The sequence below is a fragment of the Sporosarcina sp. USHLN248 genome (genome assembly GCF_037144575.1).
GTDB lineage: Bacteria > Bacillota > Bacilli > Bacillales_A > Planococcaceae > Sporosarcina > Sporosarcina contaminans.
On the sequence record NZ_JBBCZC010000019.1, the window covers coordinates 32,211 to 50,102 of the forward strand.

21 protein-coding genes are annotated in these 17,892 nt (G+C 42.9%); 6 read left to right on the plus strand and 15 right to left on the minus strand.

Annotation, left to right across the window (positions count from 1 at the left end):
- Nucleotides 1-2: 2 nt before the first annotated feature.
- The 8 genes from WFH04_RS09430 to WFH04_RS09465 all read right to left on the minus strand — a co-directional run bounded on the left by WFH04_RS09430 (nt 3) and on the right by WFH04_RS09465 (nt 7,538).
- On the minus strand, nt 3-503 hold the full coding sequence (locus tag WFH04_RS09430; RefSeq protein ID WP_336823804.1) for a PCYCGC motif-containing (lipo)protein: 501 nt from the start codon (nt 501-503) through the stop codon (nt 3-5).
- Between the two features lie 63 nt (nt 504-566).
- Entirely contained in the window at nt 567-971 is a 405-nt protein-coding gene (locus WFH04_RS09435) for an HIT family protein (RefSeq protein ID WP_336823805.1), read from the minus strand.
- A 1-nt stretch (nt 972) separates the two neighbouring features.
- Nucleotides 973-2,355, minus strand: a complete 1,383-nt coding sequence (gene fumC / locus WFH04_RS09440) for a class II fumarate hydratase (protein WP_336823806.1) — start codon at nt 2,353-2,355, stop codon at nt 973-975.
- 100 nt (nt 2,356-2,455) lie between these two features.
- The gene (locus WFH04_RS09445; protein ID WP_336823807.1) at nt 2,456-2,911 is read right to left on the minus strand and encodes an NUDIX hydrolase; all 456 of its coding nucleotides are present in this window, start codon (nt 2,909-2,911) and stop codon (nt 2,456-2,458) included.
- A 105-nt stretch (nt 2,912-3,016) separates the two neighbouring features.
- Complete coding sequence (locus WFH04_RS09450; RefSeq protein ID WP_336823808.1) at nt 3,017-4,300, minus strand: ABC transporter permease; 1,284 nt, start codon at nt 4,298-4,300, stop codon at nt 3,017-3,019.
- Nucleotides 4,290-4,988 (minus strand): ABC transporter ATP-binding protein, encoded by a 699-nt coding sequence (locus tag WFH04_RS09455; RefSeq protein ID WP_336823809.1) that lies wholly within the window; start codon nt 4,986-4,988, stop codon nt 4,290-4,292. Before WFH04_RS09455 ends, WFH04_RS09450 begins: the two co-directional genes overlap by 11 nt.
- 462 nt (nt 4,989-5,450) lie before the next feature.
- Complete coding sequence (gene floT / locus WFH04_RS09460) at nt 5,451-6,980, minus strand: flotillin lipid rafts scaffold protein FloT (RefSeq protein WP_336823810.1); 1,530 nt, start codon at nt 6,978-6,980, stop codon at nt 5,451-5,453.
- A gap of 24 nt (nt 6,981-7,004) precedes the next feature.
- Nucleotides 7,005-7,538: an NfeD family membrane protein gene (locus WFH04_RS09465; RefSeq protein ID WP_336823811.1), complete on the minus strand. Its 534-nt coding sequence runs from the start codon at nt 7,536-7,538 to the stop codon at nt 7,005-7,007.
- 226 nt (nt 7,539-7,764) lie between these two features.
- Here WFH04_RS09465 and WFH04_RS09470 point away from each other — a divergent pair, with 226 nt between their 5' ends.
- The 3 genes from WFH04_RS09470 to WFH04_RS09480 all read left to right on the plus strand — a co-directional run bounded on the left by WFH04_RS09470 (nt 7,765) and on the right by WFH04_RS09480 (nt 9,751).
- Complete coding sequence (locus tag WFH04_RS09470) at nt 7,765-8,385, plus strand: DUF47 domain-containing protein (RefSeq protein WP_336823812.1); 621 nt, start codon at nt 7,765-7,767, stop codon at nt 8,383-8,385.
- Nucleotides 8,386-8,398: 13 nt separating this feature from the next.
- Nucleotides 8,399-9,397, plus strand: coding sequence for an inorganic phosphate transporter (locus WFH04_RS09475; RefSeq protein WP_336823813.1), 999 nt, complete (start codon nt 8,399-8,401; stop codon nt 9,395-9,397).
- Nucleotides 9,398-9,550: 153 nt separating this feature from the next.
- Nucleotides 9,551-9,751 carry a cold-shock protein gene (locus WFH04_RS09480; RefSeq protein ID WP_336823814.1) on the plus strand — a complete coding sequence of 67 codons (201 nt, stop codon included), beginning with the start codon at nt 9,551-9,553 and terminating at the stop codon, nt 9,749-9,751.
- Between the two features lie 328 nt (nt 9,752-10,079).
- On the opposite strand, the gene WFH04_RS09485 is transcribed toward WFH04_RS09480, so the two are convergent.
- The 4 genes from WFH04_RS09485 to WFH04_RS09500 all read right to left on the minus strand — a co-directional run bounded on the left by WFH04_RS09485 (nt 10,080) and on the right by WFH04_RS09500 (nt 12,382).
- Entirely contained in the window at nt 10,080-10,214 is a 135-nt protein-coding gene (locus WFH04_RS09485; RefSeq protein ID WP_336823815.1) for a hypothetical protein, read from the minus strand.
- Nucleotides 10,211-10,690, minus strand: a complete 480-nt coding sequence (locus WFH04_RS09490) for a hypothetical protein (RefSeq protein WP_336823816.1) — start codon at nt 10,688-10,690, stop codon at nt 10,211-10,213. Before WFH04_RS09490 ends, WFH04_RS09485 begins: the two co-directional genes overlap by 4 nt.
- Before the next feature lie 46 nt (nt 10,691-10,736).
- Nucleotides 10,737-11,387 carry a pentapeptide repeat-containing protein gene (locus WFH04_RS09495; protein WP_336823817.1) on the minus strand — a complete coding sequence of 217 codons (651 nt, stop codon included), beginning with the start codon at nt 11,385-11,387 and terminating at the stop codon, nt 10,737-10,739.
- A 128-nt stretch (nt 11,388-11,515) separates the two neighbouring features.
- Nucleotides 11,516-12,382: a methyltransferase domain-containing protein gene (locus tag WFH04_RS09500; RefSeq protein ID WP_336823818.1), complete on the minus strand. Its 867-nt coding sequence runs from the start codon at nt 12,380-12,382 to the stop codon at nt 11,516-11,518.
- Between the two features lie 154 nt (nt 12,383-12,536).
- On the opposite strand from WFH04_RS09500, the gene WFH04_RS09505 reads away from it, so the two are divergent.
- Both WFH04_RS09505 and WFH04_RS09510 read left to right on the plus strand, forming a co-directional pair.
- A complete protein-coding gene (locus WFH04_RS09505; protein ID WP_336823819.1) occupies nt 12,537-13,667 on the plus strand; it encodes a CAP domain-containing protein in 1,131 nt (376 codons plus the stop codon).
- A 73-nt stretch (nt 13,668-13,740) separates the two neighbouring features.
- Nucleotides 13,741-14,880, plus strand: coding sequence for a zinc-dependent alcohol dehydrogenase (locus WFH04_RS09510; RefSeq protein ID WP_336823820.1), 1,140 nt, complete (start codon nt 13,741-13,743; stop codon nt 14,878-14,880).
- A 44-nt stretch (nt 14,881-14,924) separates the two neighbouring features.
- Here WFH04_RS09510 and WFH04_RS09515 read toward each other — a convergent pair whose 3' ends face one another.
- A complete protein-coding gene (locus WFH04_RS09515) occupies nt 14,925-15,482 on the minus strand; it encodes a superoxide dismutase family protein (RefSeq protein ID WP_336823821.1) in 558 nt (185 codons plus the stop codon).
- A 112-nt stretch (nt 15,483-15,594) separates the two neighbouring features.
- Here WFH04_RS09515 and WFH04_RS09520 point away from each other — a divergent pair, with 112 nt between their 5' ends.
- Nucleotides 15,595-15,918: a hypothetical protein gene (locus WFH04_RS09520; protein ID WP_336823822.1), complete on the plus strand. Its 324-nt coding sequence runs from the start codon at nt 15,595-15,597 to the stop codon at nt 15,916-15,918.
- Nucleotides 15,919-15,931: 13 nt separating this feature from the next.
- On the opposite strand, the gene WFH04_RS09525 is transcribed toward WFH04_RS09520, so the two are convergent.
- Nucleotides 15,932-16,612 (minus strand): phosphoribosylaminoimidazolesuccinocarboxamide synthase, encoded by a 681-nt coding sequence (locus WFH04_RS09525; protein ID WP_336823823.1) that lies wholly within the window; start codon nt 16,610-16,612, stop codon nt 15,932-15,934.
- 146 nt (nt 16,613-16,758) lie between these two features.
- Nucleotides 16,759-17,802 (minus strand): GGDEF domain-containing protein, encoded by a 1,044-nt coding sequence (locus WFH04_RS09530; RefSeq protein WP_336823824.1) that lies wholly within the window; start codon nt 17,800-17,802, stop codon nt 16,759-16,761.
- Nucleotides 17,803-17,892 lie beyond the last annotated feature (90 nt).

Here is a 17,892-nt window from a genome sequence, read left to right on the forward strand (position 1 = left end):
TATTATGCAGGCATCGGCGTGTCCGTCGGCTCTGCATAACCTTCTTTATATTGCTCATCGATGAAAGTACGAATTTCTGTCATCGACTTGCCATCTTGTTTCATTTGAACGGATTGCACTGCTATTTCGAGGCATACGAGACAGCGAGTGCCATGATCATCCCAGACGACTGAGCCGTCTTCACGAATTTCATCAACAAAACAGTTCAAGTTGCTGCCGTGATTGGCGCTTTCTGCACAGCCGCAATAACAAGGCATATATGATAGTACGTCCGAAGCAGTTGCCGCAACTTGATAGACAAGTCTCATGTCTTCCGATTTATCGTCAAGGAACTTAGGCAACACAGCAGCAGATTCAGTCACTTCCTGCAAATCGCCGTTCGGCAATTGCTTTTGCTCTCCTGCCGCCAATTCTTTTTCGTGATCGCCGTCTGCCGTCTTGCTTCCGCATGCGGAAAGGACAAGCGCAAAGATGGCTAAAATGGATAAAAGGGTTTTCTTCATGCAAGTCTACTCCTTTTGATTGTCTTGTCCTTCCATCATAACGGATAGTGCCGTGCAGTGTAGTTACAACTTTGTGGACATTGTACCTCTTTTGTTGTTTTTTTGTTTAATCCAATAACGGATACCTTTCCCCGATAGCGGCTCATCGCTAAACCGAGGGATGACATGAAGATGCGCATGAGGGATCGATTGTCCACCGACAATTCCCGTATTCCAGCCAACTGTGTAGCCTTCATGTTCATACATTTCTTCTAAATAGGCTTTCGCCCGCACCAATAATTGCTGCGTATCGCGCCATTCTTCGGCTGTTAATCCGAACACGTCAGAAACATGTCTTTTGGGCACGATTAAACCGCTGCCTTCCAACACTCGTTGCTCTGACGGCTTTTGAATATACGCGCAAAGATCCGTTTCAAAAATAATTTGCTGTTCAGGGTCTGCTGTGATATTGCAGAACAGGCAATCCATATTAACGTCCAATCATTTTCGACGGAACGACGTACTCATCGAATTGTTCTTCTGTTAGCAAGCCTGTTTTCAGTGCGGCTTCTTTTAGAGTCGTTCCTTCTTTGTGTGCTGTTTTGGCAATTTTCGCTGCGTTTTCGTAGCCGATATGTGGATTCAGCGCCGTGACTAGCATAAGTGAGTTTTTCACTTTATTGTCGATTTCCTCGCGATTCGGCTCAATTCCGACTGCACAATTGTCATTAAAGCTACGCATGCCGTCCGCAAGCAATTTCGCGGATTGCAGGAAGTTGTAAATGATCACTGGTTTGAATACATTCAGTTCAAAGTTTCCTTGGCTCGCTGCAAAACCGATCGTTGCATCATTCCCCATGACTTGGGCAACGACCATTGTCAACGCTTCACTTTGAGTTGGGTTTACTTTGCCAGGCATGATCGAGCTGCCTGGTTCATTCTCAGGAATTGTAATTTCACCGATGCCTGAACGCGGTCCGCTTGCAAGCCAGCGCACGTCATTGGCGATTTTCATCAAATCTGCCGCAAGTGCTTTCATTGCACCATGTGTATAAACGACTTCATCATAGCTAGTAAGAGAATGGAATTTATTCGATGCTGATGTAAACTCAATGCCAACTGATTTCGAAATTTCTTCCGCCACTTTGTCTCCGAAGCCTTTAGGCGCGTTCAATCCTGTACCAACAGCAGTTCCGCCGATCGCCAATTCTTTCATGGATTGCACGCTATCAAGCAACATCTTTTCCGTTTTTTCAAGCATCCGGTGCCAACCACTAATTTCTTGTCCTAATGTAAGCGGCGTCGCATCTTGCAAATGCGTTCTACCGATTTTAATAATATCCATAAATGCTTCTGATTTATCATGCAGCGTCTTTTTCAACTCTTGAAGCGAAGGCAACAGCTCACGCTCCACTGCGATGACTCCTGCAACATGCAATGCTGTCGGGAAAGTATCATTAGAGCTTTGGGATTTATTCACATCGTCATTCGGATGGAGTCGATCCTCTTCTCCCCACTCTTCAAGCAGCTGATTGCCGCGGTTTGCCAACACTTCGTTCATATTCATATTTGATTGTGTACCGCTTCCTGTTTGCCATACGACAAGCGGGAAATGATCGTCCCATTTACCTTCGATCACTTCTTCAGCGGCCGTTTTAATCGCTTTCATTTTTGCTTCAGATAAGTTCCCGAATGAGTGGCTCGCAATCGCAGCCGATTTTTTCAAATGAGCGAACGCACGAATGACGCCCAGCGGAATGCGCTCTCCGCCAATTTTAAAATTCTGCTTGCTTCGTTGCGTCTGCGCACCCCATAATTTATCCGCTGGCACTTTAATTTCACCAAACGTGTCATGCTCAATACGATAATCCATCATTCATCCGCCTTTCAAATTATAAATTGAAAACTCCCTCTTCTATCATGCACCTTTTTTCAAGGGAAATAAAATGAAATGATCCGGTAAGTTATTTTAGTCAACGACTTGTTTTGCCTCTCGACCATTCTACTATGAATTGTTTCTGTCTCGGATTCAGGTTATCTGGCAAGGCATCGCTTTTGAAAAACCGATGTTCTCTCGTTTCCTCGCCGTCCTGAAGCAAGTCACCAGAAAAGGACGTTGTTTGAAAAATGACTTGCACACTATATACTTGATCGCCATTCGAATATGTCACAAAGCACGATTCTCCTGAATAGAGACCAAATAATTTCAGTTCATCCACTACGAGCCCCGTTTCCTCATACGTCTCTCTCTTTGCCGTCTCTTCAAACGTCTCGCCTAACTCCATCACACCACCAGGAATGCACCAATTATCCTCATCCGTCCTATGCTGCAGCAATATGGCGTCTCCCTCTGTAATAATAACGCCGCACCCAACAGTAAGCAAAGGGGCATTTCCTATTAAACTTCTCATTTCATTGATATATGTCATATGCTCTCCTTTTTATTCCGTTTATTCTATATTAACAAATTTCCTCAGCGGGAAAAGAGATTGAAAAATGCAAGGCCTCTTTTACAGACCTTGCATTTTTCATTCTTATAATTCTTGTCTCAATGCTTGAATGACATCGATTTTTGTCGCTTTGCGCGCAGGTCGCCAGCCTGAAATCATCGCTACTGTAATGCTAATAGCTGAAGCGATTAAAATGAGCTGCCACGGAATAATCGAGAATGTTACGTCCATACCGCCTAAATCTTCTTCTCCTAACGCAGATGCTACGATGATTGGCAATAAAAAGTTCGCCACATAACTAACCCCATAGGAGATGATAATTGCAATGACCGTACCTAAGACACCAATCCATGCGCTTTCCATTAAAAACAATCTTTGTATTAATTTCGGGCTCGCGCCAATTGCCTTCATGACACCAATTTCCCTTGTCCGCTCCGTCACCGCCATCGTCATCGTATTGAATATACCGATGGAAGCGATCAAAATCGCGATCGTACCGACAAATATAAGCCCGGCCTTTAGGGCAAGGAAAAATACGTCCATTTGCTCAAGTTCATCCGCAATTGAATAGACAGAATATCCTTCATCCTTCATCGCTTGGCTAACTGACTTAACATTTTCCAATTGGTCGGCATACATTTTTACATCACTATAAAATAAGTCCGATGTTTCCACATCTTCCACGTCACTTACATTTGAATTGAAAATCTCTGCCAGCTTCGGCTTGACAGATGCATCCGCATAAATTTTCACGTCTTGCAGCCAGTCCTTAGAAGGCTCCTTTGCTATGCCAACGATCGTCAGCGGTATTTCATCCACAAACAGCTCGTCCTCTTCATAGAGCCCCATTTTGTATATGAACTGTTCCCCTATCAAATTTCCACTATACGCAATCGGCTCCCCTTCGGTATTCATCTTTTTCGGATCAAACAAGGCTGCAGCAAAGTGGCTGCCGACAACGACTTCATGCTCATTCTCCGGAAGCCGCCCTTCCTTCAGCGCAAAGCCCACTTTTGCCTCCTCACCGAAATCGGAAACGATCAAATTCGGTTCACCTACAAAACCATTCAAATTGGTTTCTTGGCGAATGCCGACGGACTGTCGGTTAACAACCGCCTTCACATGATCACGCTTTTTTAAATTCGCTACATCTGCTTCATCTAATTCACCTGAAAACACATCAATTTCCGTAATTAAACGATTGCTCAACATTTCCTGGCGAATCGTATCTTGAATGCCAAAGCCGACAGACGCTAAAACAATGAGGAAAGCAGTACCCATCGTTGCAGCCAAAATCGTCATAAACACGCGCAGCTTATTTTTTTTAATATGCTGCCTAACAAAATCGACCTGATCTTTAAATTGCATGAATAATACCTCCTTCAACCAATTCTCCATCATGCATCCGATAAATTCGATCGGCAGTTTCCGCAACCGTATCATCATGCGTAATAATGACAAACGTAATGCCACGCGTCTTATTAAGCGATTGAATGAGTAGTAAAATGTCTTGCTCCGTCTCCGAATCCAAACTACCTGTCGGCTCATCCGCAAAAATGATCGGCGGATCCGTCACAAGCGCACGCGCAATACTCACTCGCTGCTGCTGGCCGCCCGACAACTCATTCGGATAATGATCCTGAACCTCCTGCAAACCAACTTGCTCCATAAGCTCCTGCACTTTTCGGCGCCTCTCCCTTTTTGCCACCCCACCCAACTTCAGCGGCAACTCCACATTCTCAAACGCCGTCAAACCCGGCATCAGTTGGAAGTTCTGAAAAATAAATCCGAAATGTTTTAAGCGAAACTGCGCACTCTGCGCCTCATCAAACAGCGACGTCTTTGTTCCATCCACCTCAATCACACCTTCATCCGGCTTCAGAAACCCCGCCATAATATGCAGCAAAGTCGACTTTCCCGAACCACTCCGCCCAACAATCGAAACAACCTCTCCTTCACGTATATCAAAAGAAAGCCCCTTCAAAACAGGCACCCTTCTCTCCTTGTCTTTCTTTCCAATCTTAAATGAATGGGACAACTCACGAACCCGTATCATCAAAACCCCTCCATAACGTAATCTATGGATTCATTGTAGCCGGAAAATCTTAAGGCACAGTGAGGATAAAAATGAAGATATTCTTAAGATGTTGTGTTTGGGGGGATGGATACTAGCGTGAAGGGCGATGTTTCTGGCTCGAAATAAAGGGGTACTGGCGCTATGAGGAGATTTTCTGGCGCAAGAGCTTACCTTCTGGCGGGGCATCGTAGAATACTAGCGCGACTGACCATTTTACTGGCGTAACTTATTGCAGTGCTATAAATAAGGTTTGTAGTCATGAGATAGGTGTTTGCCCAGCTTGGCTTGAAAACGCTTGTCAGACAAGGCGCGAAGTCGAGCGAAGACCCGAATAGAACTTAGGTTCATGAGGGGACGAGCGAGACGAGCAACGCAGTATGCGAGCGTTTGTCAACAAGCTGAACACCCAAACCGCCAAGCGGTTTGGGTGTCGATTGCTTATTATTCTTCTTCAGCAGCCGTCTCTGATTTGGAGGCGCGGATTTCTTCTGTTAAGTTGTCGATACTTGGGCGTAAATTGTTTTTGCCTACATAGCTTTCCATCATTTCTTTTACATCGATACCTGATGAGGCTTTCAATGATTCTTGCAATGTTGACATCAGGTTTGTGGCATAGGAAGTGACTTTATTGGCACCGCCGCCTTCGCCACCGCCTGTGTCAACGACTGTAATTTTGTCGATGTTGGAAAGTGGGCTTGCAACTTGTTTCGCGTATTCAGGGATCATCCTGACGATCATATCGAGCACAGCAGCTTGGCCGTATTGTTCGAAGGCTTCCGCAATTTTTCGTTTTGCTTCCGCTTCTGCAAGACCTTTCATGCGGATAACATCTGCTTCGGATTCACCTTGTGCCCTTTGTGAATCGGCTTTCGCTAGACCATCGAGCCTAATCTTTTCAGCTTCGGCAGCTGCACGCGCTTCGATACGGTATTTCTCAGCATCTGCTTCCGCCAATTGACGAGATTTATCAGCAGCTGCATTTTGTTCGATTGCATAACGGTCCGCATCCGCCTTTTTCTTCACTTCTGAATCGTATTGTTTTTCACGGCGTAGTATCTCTTTTTCTTCCAATTCAATTTGTTTTTGACGCTCGATGATTCGAACTTGCATCTCTTGTTCAGTTACTTCTTGTTTCGCACGTGCGGATTCCAATTCGTACGCTTGGTCTGCGCGCGCTTTTGCGACATCTTGCTCGCGGCGATATTCGGCAACCTTCAATTGGTTTTCCTTTTCCGCTTCTGCGATTTCTGTCGCGCGTTCCAATTCGGCACGCTGTGCATCCTTATCTGCTTCCGCCCGTTTAATGCGTGTTTCTTTCTCCGCTTCTGCTGTCGCAATGTCTGCGTCACGCTTCACTTGCGCAATTCGAGGCTTACCTAATGAATCAAGGTATCCATTTTTATCCCGAACATCTTTAATTGTAAATGAAACGATGACTAATCCCATTTTTGCAAGGTCCTGTGTCGCAACACGTTGAACTTCTTGCGAGAACTTATCACGATTTTTGTAAATTTCTTCTACTGTCATCGATCCTAAAATAGAACGTAAATGACCTTCCAAAACTTCTTTTGCTTCGTTTTCACGATCCTCTTTCGATTTGCCTAAAAATTGTTCTGCTGCTGTTGCAATTTCAGAAATGGATCCACCGATTTTAATGATGGCAGTTCCATCCGCCATAACTGGTACACCTTGCTCCGTATACACTTCGGGCGTCGTTACTTCCAATTTGCTTGAAAGTAAGCTTAGCGGCTCTGATTGTTGGAAAATCGGAAATACGAATGTACCGCCGCCTCGGATGATTTTCACCCGATTGCCCGAATCATCCGTATGTACATTTTTGCTTCCTAAATAACTACCCGTAACGATTAATGCCTCATCCGGGCCAACTGTTTTGTACTTGGAAATATAAACAAGTACGATTGCTAACAGAATAAATACGACAATCCCGATGACAATAAAAATTCCTGGCATCTTTATTTCCCCCTTTTTGAATAATTACTTAAAACGGAAAGGCTCGTATTCTTTTACAATAAACGTCCCTTCCTTTACCTCAATGATCAATACTTCTTTCCCGTAATCAATCTCTTGATTCTCATAACCCGCCGCTCGCTTTGAAATGATTCCATTGACAGTGTCAATGACAATTTCCCCATAACCATCGGCTGGTATCGGAACAATCACCTTTCCTACTTGCCCTGTCAAAGAATCATCCGTATAGGCCAATGAGACTTCTGCGGACTTTAAAGGTAGGAGTACGAAGAAGTACAAAAGGAAATCCAATGCGGCTGCAACCCCTGCTGCTATAACCAAGATGAGTGCATGGTTCCATTTCGTTGCAATTTCCAAAATATATCCAATCGCAGATGTAAAAGTAATAAAAGCCAAAATAACTGCTGGATCCAACAGCGGGCTAGCTTCGCCAATTCCTTCTGTAATGTCGCTGAAAAACAAATACAATACCGTTGCCAACCCCGCAATGATCAAAACTGTCAAATAGACGTTCACAACCGGCATGCCGAACAGCTCCATATCTTCACCTCCAATTCCATACGAGCGCGCTTCGCAGGAAGTAAGTTACCTTCTAAATTTATATACGAATGGCTTCTGGTTAAGTTTCAATTTTCTATGAAATTTTTTTACGATTCTTGTCACATTATCTTTACAATCATGTGTTTAAATTTGTATTTATCTTTGTCGATTTTTGCTATGATAGGTACATTGAAATTTGATTCCGGAAACGGATGGAGGCAGAAAGATGTTTAGTCAACGTAAAACTGATCCTTTTTTCGCTGCACTGCTGTCGATTGCTGAGCATGTAAGAGAAGCTATGCATTATGCAAATGATTTTAAAGTGACTTCAGTTGCAGACTTGAAGGAAGTAAGCATTCGGCTGAAGGAGTATGAGACGACTGGAGATGACATGATCCATGACCTCATTTCGAAGCTGAACACTTCATTTATGACGCCTATTGAGCGAGAAGATATTTTACAGTTAGCAATTAAAATGGACGATATCCTTGATGGCATCGAACATTTTTCCGCAAATCTTGAAATGTTTTCGCTTACTGATATCGATGAATACGTACAAAAATTCATGGATAACATCGTGAAAAGTTCGGATGAAATCGTGAAGGCGATGGAATTGCTTTCGCGGAAGAAGTTGGTTGCGATGCGCGATCACGCTGTTTTGATAAAAGAATATGAACGTATTTGCGATGAAGTCCTTCGTACGTCCATTAAACAACTATTTATCCGTGAAAAGGATCCGATTCGGATTATCCAGTTCAAAGACGTTTATGAACTATTAGAAGACATTGCTGACCATTGTCAAGACGTGGCAAATGCAATTGAAACGATAATTATGCGGAACGCGTAAGGAGCTCTTTTTTATGGATATGGTATTGTATTTAACGATAGCAATTGTCGTTTTTGCATTGGCTTTTGATTTCATCAATGGTTTCCACGACACGGCGAACGCTATTGCGACATCCGTATCGACGCGGGCGTTAAAACCACGTACAGCGATTTACATGGCTGCCGTCATGAATTTCATAGGCGCCTTAACATTTACTGGTGTTGCAAAGACAATTTCAAAAGATATCGTTGATCCGTTCGTATTGGATAATGGATCGTTAGTTATTTTAGCTGCACTCATTTCGGCAATTGCCTGGAATTTAATCACTTGGTATTACGGAATTCCTTCGAGTTCCTCCCACGCCTTGATCGGTTCAATCGCAGGCGCTGCCATTTCTGCAGCCGGATTTGGAATTTTAAACTACGGCGGTTTCCTGAAAATTATGGAAGCCCTTATACTATCCCCGTTCATCGCAATAGCGGGCGGTTTTCTCATGATGTCCCTGTTCAAGGTTTTGTTAAAAAACCGGAATTTGTTTAAAGCAAATAAAAGAATCCGCTATTTGCAAATCGGAACTGCCGCGCTGCAATCATTCACCCACGGTACGAATGATGCGCAAAAAGCGATGGGGATTATTACGATGGCATTGATTGCAGCAAACTTGCAAACCGGTGATGACATCCAACTATGGGTCCGCATAGCTGCCGCTACGGCAATGGGGCTCGGAACTTCCATCGGTGGTTATAAGATCATTAAAACAGTCGGCGGAAAGATTATGAAAATCAGGCCTGTCAATGGCGCAGCTGCGGATTTGAACTCAGCAATGATCATTTTCGGTGCTACATTGATCCATCTGCCAGTCAGCACGACTCACGTCATTTCATCATCCATTATGGGCGTTGGTACGGCACAACGCGTTAAAGGCGTAAAATGGGATGTCGCAAAAAAAATCGTTATGACATGGATTATTACATTGCCGATCTCAGCTACATTAGCTGCGATCATCTATCAGCTCTTAGACATATTTTTTTAAATCTTTTTGCTTGCATTGAGAAAAGAGCTCTGCTATGATAAAGGAGAATTATTTTTGTTCGGCGTGATGGTCACGATTCATCGCTTGACCGCTTCAAGACTTGAGCAAGGATAGTAACACAATGTGCCTTTAGTGCACGAGGAGGAAACAAACATGGAACAAGGTAAAGTAAAATGGTTTAACGCAGAAAAAGGTTATGGCTTCATCGAACGTGAAGATGGCGACGATGTATTCGTACACTTCTCCGCTATCCAAGGCGACGGCTTCAAAACTCTTGAAGAAGGCCAAGACGTGACTTTCGAAATCGAACAAGGTCAACGTGGACTTCAAGCAACTAACGTTGTTAAAAACTAATTTAACTTTTACATTCCAAAACCACTTTCTTCGGAAAGTGGTTTTTTTATATGTACTGGAATCCTTCTTGAAATTGATATTGCGATAAATAGCGTTGCAACTGGGCAAAATCTTCATCGATCTCGATGTTGCATAACAACCGCTCTGATGAGGTGCCTGCCCGATACTTCAGTACAATCATTCAATACGATCAGGTATCTTGCTCAACCGCCCAATCCCAGGCAGCATTCCGCACGATCCTGCCTTATAGCCCCCCACTGCCCAATATCACACCACATCCAAAAACGCATCCAGACTCAACGTCTGAATGCGCGCCGAAACCCCACTTTCAATCAACAATCACTGTCTCCACTGTTGTTCCGCTTTCATCTTTTTCAAATTGCGCCATCATGGCGAAGTAGATGACTGCTACGATAATCAGAACGAACAGGACGAGGCCGATGACGAGTGTTCTGCCTTTCATTCTTTATCACCTCCGCCTACGATGCGTTCAAACTTTTCTCCGTGTAAATAGTCAACCGCTTCTTCGTAGTCTCCGAAGCCATCTTCGAGGTTGTAGCCGTGGTAAACATTGAAGAACCCGTCTTCCTCAAGCAGTGTTAGCTTTTGTCCTTCGGCGTTCTGCCAGATTTCTTCAAGCGGTTCCTCTTCCTCTTCTTCAGTCGATAATGCATGGATTGCGTCATTTATCGTTTGAATCAATTCTTCTTCGGTCGCTTCCCGGATATTGACGAGGCCGCGTCCATCAGGTTCGTATCCTTCAATGCCTTCCACATATACGAAGCCATTGCCGTTCGGATGCAAATGCTGAACGACGACCGTTTTTTCGTACAAACTCTCTTCATAATGGTAGTTGAGCCGTTTCATGGACACTTCCTTCTTCGAAAGTTCCGGGAATGTCTCTTCTATAATTTTTTGTTTTTGTTCGAATGTTAACATCGATTTTTTGCCACGCTTTCTGTTTCAAAGTGATTTTAGTATACCATCAATCTTCTTTCACCATTAAACCCAATACTTGTGCAAACCCGATCGCCTGCTCTTTGGAGACGATGCAGCCCGCGATTTTCGGCAAGCTCACTTCGATGCGATCGTATGTATTTCCGGATAAGTCGACCCCTTCCAAATCCGTTTCTGAGAAATTGCTGTTCTCTAATTTGCAGCCTTCAAAACGAACTTGTGCAAAATTACACTCGTAAAAGTCGGAATCCGTCAAATTGCAATCTGTATAATCCACTTCCTTCAACTCCGAGAAATTGAAGTTCATATAACGTCCTTCGCATTCCGTAAAAAGAACATGGGCCAATTTTCCACTTGAAAAATCTGCGCCTGTCAGTTTGGAATGAATGATTTCGCATCGGCGGAACACTGCGTTTTCAAATACCGCATTCGAAAAATCGCATCGTTCAAAAACGACATCTACAAATTCTGCACCTTTCATCTCAGCACTTGAGAAAGACACATCTTTGAATAAGCAATCATCGAAAACGAACCGTTCCTCTTCTCCCCCATACACCGTTCCCCCTTCAAAACGGACCTTTTCAACGAAGCGATCCTTTCCCCAAATATCTTCAATGTTCATCCGTTCATGCTCTGCCGACAATTTCGGCTTTTGCCGCTTGCCCTTCTTTTCAGCCAATGAAATCTCCCCTATCTCGTTTTAAATTCAATAAAAACGACAATTAAAATTACAACTACAATCGCCAATATATAAAACCAACTTGGAATTGCGCTAATTCCACCAAACATCCAACACAGCTCCTCTCGTCAATGACGCCTCTTATAGCCAGAAAGAATTCTTAAGTCGACTGTCATTTCATGCAAACCGGCTTGCATTGCCTGTCCAATTTTCGCTTCATCAGCATTCCATGTTAGCGGCGTCATGCGAATAAGCGAAGCTAATAATGATTCTGACAATGAAAAACGGTAAGTGATCTGCTCTGTTTCAACTTCATCGAAATATTGGCTGAAACGTTCTAAAAAATTCGTATCCTCCTTTTTCTCACCGTCATGAAAGATTTCACGTAATTCCACCAAATATTTGCTCTCCGGTACAACTTTCATCATATAGCCGTCCGAACATAGAATACGTCCAAATTCTGCGTAATTCGCAGGAGATAATATATTTAATACGGCATCGAATTTGCCATCTTGAAATGGACAATTCGCAAGGTCTGCCACACTCCATACATAACCTGGATAATTTTTTGCTGCGGCGATTATCCCTTCTTTCGAAATGTCGATTCCCGCTCCTATTGCATTGCCCTTCAACCGGGAATGAATGATCGATAAATGCGTGCCCTCCCCACAACCAGCATCCAAAAGAAGTGGCCGTTCCCGATTTTCGAACTGAGCATCCAACCGGGAAACGATCTGCTCAATAACCGGCTCAAAAAATCCGCTCCGCATCACTTCAGTCCTCGCCTCGAACAAAGATTGATCGTACTTTGTCGCATGTGCTTGCGGCGACAGGTTGACATAGCCGTTCTTCGACAAATCAAATGAATGACCATTCCCGCAAACGAGGCTTGCCCGGTCGATAAGCTTCATATCCAATCCGCAGTTCGGGCAGATGAACAGCGGCTCGTTTTCTTCTATTACAAGCGCATTTTTCATTTTCTTCGATAATGTCATAGTCATTCTCCGTTCCATCATTGTCCTATCAGTATACCGTCTTTTCCTCCTGCCTGAAACTCTTACGGACAACCGTGCGTATATAGGATGTCTGAAGCATATGCTGTATTCATCGCAGCCTTTGCGGGTACAATGAAAGAGAGGAGGCGATCCCGTGAAAAGACTATTTATATTTCTTTTATTCATAGCAGGACTCTATATCGCAAAACCATTATGGGAGGAACCCGTTTCAAAATACATCGATCTTTCATTCTTAGATTCAGTTGAAGATAAAGTGGATCAAACATTTACTAAAGAAACGATGTCAGAAACAATGAGCTCGATTCGTACAACGATGGATAAACTATTTTCTTTCTTGACTTCTAAAACAGCTGAAGTGGAACAATTCATTCCTAAAAAAGTGGATAAGCCTTCCTTATCAGCACCTGATCACTCAGCTTTTTCCATTCACAATATTGAAATCGGCTCTACGGAAGAGCAAGTAAAATCCGAATTAGGTGAACCGCAAAGTCATTCTATGAATGAATACGGTACAGAATGGTTCACCTATCATGAAAACTATCAAAATTTCGTTATGATCTCATTTGATGAAAAGTGGAAGGTGAATGCGATTTATACGAATGACGATCTCATTTCTTCAAAAAGCGGCGTTCAATACGGCACACCGAAACCCGAAGTACGGGAAGCATTGGGAGAACCGTTAAAAGAAATCCGAAAAGGGTTAAACGTCTTTGTATTCCAGGAAAATGAAGGAATGGACTTATTTAAATTAGGCGATCTATACGCTTATGTGTTTTATGATCTTCACGAGCAAGATACCGTCACAGCAATCCAGTTAGTGACGACAACTTTGGAGCATAAAAAAGTCGGCATGTACGCGGAAGGAGACGTCTCTTTGCGTAACGGCTTCGAACAGCAGCTGTTCGATTTAACGAATGCTGCACGCGTTAGGCATGGACGTTCTATTTTGCAATGGGACGACACAATTTCCGTAACAGCACGCAAGCATAGTATGGATATGGCGATCAATGATTATTTCGCCCATGATAATTTGAAAGGACAATCCCCATTTGACCGGATGAAAGAGGATCATATTTCCTTCCGCAAAGCTGGGGAAAACTTAGCATACGGCCAATCGAGCAGTATTTTTGCCCACGAAGGTCTTATGAACTCAAAAGGCCATCGAGATAATATCTTAATAAAAGACTATAGCCATTTAGGCATCGGAGTTGCTTTCAATGAAAAGTCTCAGCCCTACTACACGGAAAACTTTTTTTTAAAATGATTCTTTCCATTTCTCACGACTATATCTACTATTGCGGGGAATTATAAGGGATATAGTTATGAGGAGGGATTCAATGAAAGCTGTAACATTCCAAGGTGTGAAAGACATCCAAGTGAAAAAGGTGGATGCTCCGAAAATCGAAAAACCGGATGATATTATCGTCAAAATTACATCCACCGCCATTTGCGGATCTGATTTGCATATTTATTTAGGAGCTTTGCCGACCTATAAAGATTACGTCATCGGCCATGAACCGATGGGAATCGTTGAAGAGATCGGACCGAATGTGACGAAAGTGAAAAAAGGCGACCGTGTCGTCATTCCGTTCAATATTTCTTGTGGACAATGTTTTTATTGTGAGCATCAAATGGAAAGCCAATGCGATCATTCGAACCGAAATCCACATGTGGATACGGGTGGTTATTTCGGATTCACGGAGCGCTACGGGGATTACTCAGGTGGACAAGCTGAATATTTACGCGTTCCTTACGGGAATTTCACACCTTTTGTCATTCCTGAGTCTTGTGAATTGCCGGATGAAGCCCTTCTGTTCTTGTCTGATGTTTTGCCGACTGCCTATTGGAGTGTAGAAAATGCCGGTGTAAAACAAGGGGATACCGTAGCTGTTTTAGGTTGTGGACCAGTTGGTTTAATGGCCCAAAAATTTTCTTGGATGAAAGGCGCAAAACGTGTAATCGCCATCGATCACGTTCCATATCGACTGAGGCATGCTGTGGAAATGAACAAAGTAGAAGCTTTCAACTTCGATGAGTATGACAATATGGGAGCGCATATTAAAGAATTGACGAGCGGCGGAGTAGACATCGTCATCGATTGTGTAGGCATGGATGGAAAGAAAAACATTGCGGAGAAAGTCGGGCAAAAAATGAAACTGCAAGGCGGAACATTAAGCGCAATTGAAATCGCCCATCAAGCTGTCCGCAAATTTGGCACAATCCAGTTGACCGGTGTCTACGGCTCGCTCTACAATATGTTTCCTCTTGGACATCTGTTTGAACGGAACATTACGTTAAAAATGGGTCAAGCTCCTGTCATCCATTTTATGCCAATGCTTTTTGATCAAATTTCAAAAGGCGAATTCAATCCGACAGAAATTATTACTCATGTCGTTCCGATGGAGGAGGCTCCTGCCGCGTACAAACATTTTTACGAGCACGAGGATGATTGCATTAAAGTAATTTTAAAGCCTTAAATGAAAATTCCGGCCCGCGCACCTATTGCACGAGCCGGATTCTTTTATTGTTTCGCCGTAATTGCTGCGCAAGCAATTCGATTACCTGAATTTCCTGCTGGGTCTGTTTTATAATCGTCCGGCTTTTCGTGGATAACAATTGCACTGCCGTCTTCATCCAAAATAGAGTTTTCAACACCGCGTTTCAATGTAATCTCTTCAGTCGTCAATTTCATTGAAACGACTCCTTCTGAATCTACTTCGATATTCGGCAAATCACCTAAATGGAAACCTTTTGGATTATCAAATCCATGCTCTCTTCCAGTCGGATTAAAATGGCTGCCTGCAGATTCGAAGCTCGGCGCTTCACATACACCAGTTTCGTGGATATGGATGCCATGCTCGCCGGGAGGCAATCCTTCAGCCTGTACATTGATCGTAACGCCTTCCCTATCTTCCGTCAAAGTCACTTCACCAATCTGCTTGCCTGTCGAATCCAGTAATTGTGAGACGATCGTCTCCACCTTTTCACCACTGACCGGTAATTTTTGATTCGTTTTCCCACATCCGGCTGCGACTATGCAAAAAACTGCAATGACGGCAATTAACCACTTTTTATTCACATATATTCCTCCTCAATCATTTCTCTTGCCAAGGTTTGCCTAAAGTTAAGCAAATTATGAGTGGAAACTTATTCCTACCCGGGGCGTCCTTATAGTAAAAGGAGGGAACTTCATGAATATTCATAGTATGTTCATTGCTATTGCAGTTCTGATCATTGCAGGTCAACTTCTTACCATTCTGTTCATCATGAAAAATCGATTCGTTTTTGCCAACCGCTTTCTTCTCTATTGTACATCCATCCTACCTGTCCTCATTGCTTTTCAATTAGGTTTACTGAACGGCACAGTCATCGATGAACTTGGGATGAACGGGAACGCAACGCTGTTTTACTTGATCATTGCTATCATTTCACTTGGACTACTAACACTGTGGTTTTCATTTTCCATTTCAGCGAAAATCGAGAAAACCGCTGCGCATTCCTCTTCTTTGGAATGAACAGCGGTTCTATTTAATCGAATAACAACTTTTCAAGATCAAGCGGCGCTATGTACTGACCATCTTTATATACACGCATATTGCCTCCGGAAATCTCGTCGATCAGCATGACATTTCCTAATGCATCGCGACCAAACTCCAACTTAATATCGTATAAATCAAGCCCTTTTGCAGATAGATCTTCCTTTACAATTCGGGAGATTTTTTTCGTTAAGGCTTCTAAAATTTCATATTCATCCTTCGTTAAAATACGTAACTCTTCTAAAGCATTTTGTGAGATTGGCGGATCATTGCGATCATCATCTTTAATTGTCACTTCGACGAAAGCATCAAGCGGTTGCCCTTCTTCACAATAGGCGCCGTATCTGCGCAAGAAACTACCGACTGCCCGAAAGCGGCAAATAACTTCCAGCCCTTTCCCGAACACGGTTGCAGGCTTCACCGTCATCGATACTTCGTCCAAATCCGCATCGATATAATGTGTCGGAACACCTTTTGCTTCCAGTTCCTCAAAAAAGAATTTCGTCATGCGGAGTCCTGATTTCCCCGCCCCTTCAATCGTCAATCCTACTGTGTTGGCGCCGGGATCAAATACACCATCTTCCCCGGTTACATCATCCTTAAACTTCAATAAAACATTGCCATCTGTTAGCTTATATACATCTTTTGTCTTCCCTTGGTATACAAGATTCATGCCCACGTTTCCTTTCCATTCGAAAATGTAGTGCCACAATCAGTATAAAGTACTTTCCCTCTTATAAAAAGAGAAAACCTGACTCGTATATCCATTAAACCATCATGCATCCAAATATGTTCATAGAGCAATACTATAAATGCCAATCAAGTTACAATCTTGCCCGTTACTCGGTTCCTGCCTTTTTCCTTCGACAAATACAATCGTTTATCTACACGCAACAAAATCGTTCCCGCGGTATCGCCTTCCATATTGCTTGTCACACCAAAGCTTGCTGTTACTTGTCCAACATATGGAAAGTCATGCGCAGCAATTGCCAATCGTAATTTTTCGGCAATTTCATACGCAATGCATTCAGGTTCCTTGAGAAGGACAATGAACTCCTCTCCTCCCCATCTGCCGATATGCTGTTCAGCAGACAACTGCTGTCGGACGATCTGGGCAACCGCCTTTAGCACTTCATCGCCTGCTTGATGGCCAAATTGATCGTTCACACGTTTGAAAAAATCAATATCAAAAAAGACGACTGACACTTCTCCTAATTTAACCGTTTCATGTAATAAATCTTTTAGCCAAATATCAATTTGATGGCGATTTCCGACTTGAGTCAGCTGATCGACATAAAATTGCTTCTCAACCGCTTTGATTTCTATATATGAATTGATTATTGACTGAGCGACAAACAAAATGACGATATAAATAATAGATGCAACATAAAACTGAAGCAATGAATCTCGGAATCCATCATGTAAGCCACCATACAATAGCACACTTGGAATGAATGGGAGAGCAACGACTACGATGGAAGCAAACAATGCAGACTTTCTGGGAAGCACCATAAAAATATACATCATAAATAATGGATACCAAATTGTAAAAATACTTAACGCATCGTTTTCTCCTGTTTGATAGTTTAGAAGAACTTCAAATAAAATCGTAACAACATAATAGCATCCAATTATGACGATAAGAAATTTTTCGAACAAGACGAATGGATGCCTTTTATATGCAAGGATCCATAGGGTAATATAAAAAAGCATAAATATAATAGTACAATAAAACTGTAGCGAGTAATTACGAGTCGCAACTTGTAATAGTAAAGTGGATATAGCTGCCACCAATAAGCCGGGTAAGATGAACAAATAGGTTATTCTCTTTAAATCATTTATTGAATTTACATTTTTGAACATGCCTACCCTCCTTCTCTTTCTCAATGTTAGCGAGTCTATCGTTATCTGTCTAATAATCATCATCAGCCATCTTTTGGTAAAAACCATTCC

Excerpts from the sequence above, each read along its gene's own strand:
- WFH04_RS09430 (WP_336823804.1), bottom strand. The coding sequence starts at position 503 with ATGAAGAAAACCCTTTTATCCATTTTAGCCATCTTTGCGCTTGTCCTT.
- WFH04_RS09435 (WP_336823805.1), bottom strand. The coding sequence starts at position 971 with ATGGATTGCCTGTTCTGCAATATCACAGCAGACCCTGAACAGCAAATT.
- fumC (WP_336823806.1), bottom strand. The coding sequence starts at position 2,355 with ATGGATTATCGTATTGAGCATGACACGTTTGGTGAAATTAAAGTGCCA.
- WFH04_RS09445 (WP_336823807.1), bottom strand. The coding sequence starts at position 2,911 with ATGACATATATCAATGAAATGAGAAGTTTAATAGGAAATGCCCCTTTG.
- WFH04_RS09450 (WP_336823808.1), bottom strand. The coding sequence starts at position 4,300 with ATGCAATTTAAAGATCAGGTCGATTTTGTTAGGCAGCATATTAAAAAA.
- WFH04_RS09455 (WP_336823809.1), bottom strand. The coding sequence starts at position 4,988 with ATGATACGGGTTCGTGAGTTGTCCCATTCATTTAAGATTGGAAAGAAA.
- floT (WP_336823810.1), bottom strand. The coding sequence starts at position 6,980 with ATGCCAGGAATTTTTATTGTCATCGGGATTGTCGTATTTATTCTGTTA.
- WFH04_RS09465 (WP_336823811.1), bottom strand. The coding sequence starts at position 7,538 with ATGGAGCTGTTCGGCATGCCGGTTGTGAACGTCTATTTGACAGTTTTG.
- WFH04_RS09470 (WP_336823812.1), top strand. The coding sequence starts at position 7,765 with ATGTTTAGTCAACGTAAAACTGATCCTTTTTTCGCTGCACTGCTGTCG.
- WFH04_RS09475 (WP_336823813.1), top strand. The coding sequence starts at position 8,399 with ATGGATATGGTATTGTATTTAACGATAGCAATTGTCGTTTTTGCATTG.
- WFH04_RS09480 (WP_336823814.1), top strand. The coding sequence starts at position 9,551 with ATGGAACAAGGTAAAGTAAAATGGTTTAACGCAGAAAAAGGTTATGGC.
- WFH04_RS09485 (WP_336823815.1), bottom strand. The coding sequence starts at position 10,214 with ATGAAAGGCAGAACACTCGTCATCGGCCTCGTCCTGTTCGTTCTGATT.
- WFH04_RS09490 (WP_336823816.1), bottom strand. The coding sequence starts at position 10,690 with ATGTTAACATTCGAACAAAAACAAAAAATTATAGAAGAGACATTCCCG.
- WFH04_RS09500 (WP_336823818.1), bottom strand. The coding sequence starts at position 12,382 with ATGACATTATCGAAGAAAATGAAAAATGCGCTTGTAATAGAAGAAAAC.
- WFH04_RS09510 (WP_336823820.1), top strand. The coding sequence starts at position 13,741 with ATGAAAGCTGTAACATTCCAAGGTGTGAAAGACATCCAAGTGAAAAAG.
- WFH04_RS09520 (WP_336823822.1), top strand. The coding sequence starts at position 15,595 with ATGAATATTCATAGTATGTTCATTGCTATTGCAGTTCTGATCATTGCA.
- WFH04_RS09525 (WP_336823823.1), bottom strand. The coding sequence starts at position 16,612 with ATGAATCTTGTATACCAAGGGAAGACAAAAGATGTATATAAGCTAACA.
- WFH04_RS09530 (WP_336823824.1), bottom strand. The coding sequence starts at position 17,802 with ATGTTCAAAAATGTAAATTCAATAAATGATTTAAAGAGAATAACCTAT.